Here is a 2,617-nt window from a genome sequence, read left to right on the forward strand (position 1 = left end):
CGCCGCTTCGGTTCGCAGTTCTACGTGCCGAACGCGCCGAGCTGGGGCCTGGACAACCGCACCGTGGCCCTGCGCGTGCCCACCGGCAGCCCGGACGCGGTACGCCTGGAACACCGCGTGGCCGGCGCCGACGCCAATCCCTACCTGCTACTGGCAGCGGTGCTGGCCGGCGTTCATCACGGGCTGACCAACAAGGTCGAGCCGGGCGCGCCGATCGAAGGCAACTCCTACGAGCAGATGGAGCCGAGCCTGCCGAACAACCTGCGCGACGCCCTGCGCGAGCTGGACGAAAGCGAGATCATGGCGAAGTACATCGACCCGAAGTACATCGACATCTTCGTCGCCTGCAAGGAAAGCGAGCTGGAGGAATTCGAGCACTCGATCTCCGACCTCGAGTACAACTGGTACCTGCATACCGTCTGAGGTAGCGGTATCGGCGCGCCGGTCCTGGGCCGGCGCCGTGCGCAGCGAAATCCGGGGCGGTTTCGCAGACACTCAACGCGGGGGCGTCTGTGTCTGGGAAACCGCCCCGGTCCTTTTCTCGGAACCGGGAAATGTGCGCCACGGCACAGCCTGCCGCCACGCCTCCCGCCAGACTCGATGCTGGCCTGCATCAATGCCGCTGCCGCCTGGCTCCGGCACCATCGTCCGCTCCGTTCCGTCCAGCGAGAAGATTCCATGCCCCGCCTTTCCGTCCTGCTGTTCCTCGCCCTCGCGCCCTGGCTGGCCCAGGCCGAGGAGACCCTGCGCGTCTACAACTGGAACGACTACATCGACCCGCAGGTGCTCGAGTCCTTCCAGAAGGACACCGGCATCCGCGTCGAGTACCACACCTTCGCCACCGCCGAGGAACTGGACAAGGCGCTGCGCAGTGGCGAGGCGATCGACGTCGCCGTCCCCTCCCACGACACCCTGCCGGCCCTGCTGAAGGACAACCTGCTGCAGCCGCTGGACTTCACCCAGCTGCCCAACCGCAGCCATCTCGACCGTCAATTGCTGAGCAAACTGGCCGCGGTCGATCCTGACAATCGCCACGCCGTCCCCTATCTATGGGGTGCCGTAGGCCTGGCCATCAATACCCCGCAGGCCGAAGCCGCCTATGGCGGGCCGCTGCCCAACAGCTGGAGCCTGCTGTTCGACGCCAGCCAGAGCCAGCGCCTGAAAAGCTGCGGCATCAGCCTGCTGGACGCGCCGGACGAAACCCTGGCGATCCTCCTCAACTACCAGGGCCGCAACCTCGGTCGTACTGCGCCGAGCCAGGTACGCCGCGCCGCCGAGGCGCTGCACGGACTGCGACCGAACCTGCGCTACGTCGACAGCGAGCGCTACATCGCCGACCTCGAAGACGGTCGCCTCTGCCTGGCCATGGCCTGGGTCGGCGACGCCCTGCGCGCGGCCAAGGCGGGCCAGCCGGTAAGTTTCGAGGTACCGCAGGAAGGCTCGGTGCTGTTCATCGACAACCTGGTGATCCCGGCCGGCGCCCAGCATCCACGCGAGGCGCACCGCTTCATCGACTACCTGATGCAACCGAAGATCGCCGCACAGATCACCGCCGCCACCCTCTACCCCAGCGGCAACGCCGACGCCGCCGGCTTCCTCGATCCCGCCCTGCGCCAGCAACCCGGCCTGTATCCGGACCGCGACACCAGCCGCCGCCTGTTCGCCCTGGAAACGCCGCCGGAAAAACTCCGGCCGGTGGTCGACGAGATCTGGAAGGCCTTCCGCGGCGCCAGCCACTGAGCGGCTTGCCCCGGTCGCGTGAGCTGGCGTCCAATAGCCGCTCACGCCCGGAGACCCGCCATGCAGCCCACCTCGTCCATCCGCAAGCCCCGCGCCAGCAGCCAGGCCCGGATCGCCGCGATCCTCGACGCCGCTCGCGGCCTGCTCGCCGACGAAGGCATCGGCGGCCTGACCATCTATAGCGTGGCCGAACGCGCGGAAATGCCGCCATCGTCGGTCTACCACTTCTTCCCCAGCGTGCCGGCCCTGCTCCAGGGGCTGACCGGCGAGGTCCACGCCGCCTTCCGCGCGTGCCTCGAACAGCCGGTGGACCATGCAGGCCTGCGCTGCTGGCGCGACCTGTCGCGGATCGTCGAGGAGCGCATGCTGGCGGTCTACGCCCGCGACGCGGCGGCCCGCCAACTGATTCTCGCCAGCCACGGCCTGGCCGAAGTCACCCAGGCCGATCGCCAACATGACGTGCAACTCGGCCAGGCCATGCGCGCCCTGTTCGAGCGGCATTTCCTGCTGCCTCCGCTGCCGACCGATATCGAGATCTTCAGCCTGGCCATGGAGCTAGGCGATCGCGTCTACGCATTGTCGGTCCAGCGTCACGGGATCATCGACGCACGCCTGGCGGAAGAAGGCATGCGGGTGTTCGACGCCTACCTGGGGCTCTACCTGCCGCCGATCCTGGAAAAGCGTAGCGAACCATTAACCGGATTTATATCCGATTTAAATCGATAGAAAATCCATAACACTCCCTTAAACCGCTTCACAGTCCGATTTTTATCGGATATAAATCCGGTTAATGGTTCGCTACGCTTTTCCAGGATCGGCGGCAGGTAGAGCCCCAGGTAGGCGTCGAACACCCGCATGCCTTCTTCCGCCAGGCGTG

Annotated in this window: 2 protein-coding genes and 2 pseudogenes; 3 read left to right on the forward strand and 1 reads right to left on the reverse strand. The window is 66.6% G+C overall.

From position 1 onward, the window contains the following. The 3 genes and pseudogenes from FFS27_RS31415 to FFS27_RS31425 all read left to right on the forward strand — a co-directional run. Positions 1–423: pseudogene (locus tag FFS27_RS31415) on the forward strand (glutamine synthetase); the annotation flags it as partial. A 255-nt stretch (positions 424–678) separates the two neighbouring features. Next, positions 679–1,740, forward strand: a complete 1,062-nt coding sequence (locus FFS27_RS31420) for a polyamine ABC transporter substrate-binding protein (RefSeq protein WP_023100735.1) — start codon at positions 679–681, stop codon at positions 1,738–1,740. 60 nt (positions 1,741–1,800) lie between these two features. Further along, positions 1,801–2,466 carry a TetR/AcrR family transcriptional regulator gene (locus FFS27_RS31425; RefSeq protein ID WP_003084271.1) on the forward strand — a complete coding sequence of 222 codons (666 nt, stop codon included), beginning with the start codon at positions 1,801–1,803 and terminating at the stop codon, positions 2,464–2,466. A gap of 35 nt (positions 2,467–2,501) precedes the next feature. Here the strand turns inward: FFS27_RS31425 and FFS27_RS31430 are convergent. Then, positions 2,502–2,617: pseudogene (locus FFS27_RS31430) on the reverse strand (TetR/AcrR family transcriptional regulator); the annotation flags it as partial.

Source organism: Pseudomonas sp. 2VD, from assembly GCF_005503585.1.
In the GTDB taxonomy this organism is placed as follows: domain Bacteria; phylum Pseudomonadota; class Gammaproteobacteria; order Pseudomonadales; family Pseudomonadaceae; genus Pseudomonas; species Pseudomonas aeruginosa.

Excerpts from the sequence above, each read along its gene's own strand:
- FFS27_RS31420 (WP_023100735.1), top strand. The coding sequence starts at position 679 with ATGCCCCGCCTTTCCGTCCTGCTGTTCCTCGCCCTCGCGCCCTGGCTG.
- FFS27_RS31425 (WP_003084271.1), top strand. The coding sequence starts at position 1,801 with ATGCAGCCCACCTCGTCCATCCGCAAGCCCCGCGCCAGCAGCCAGGCC.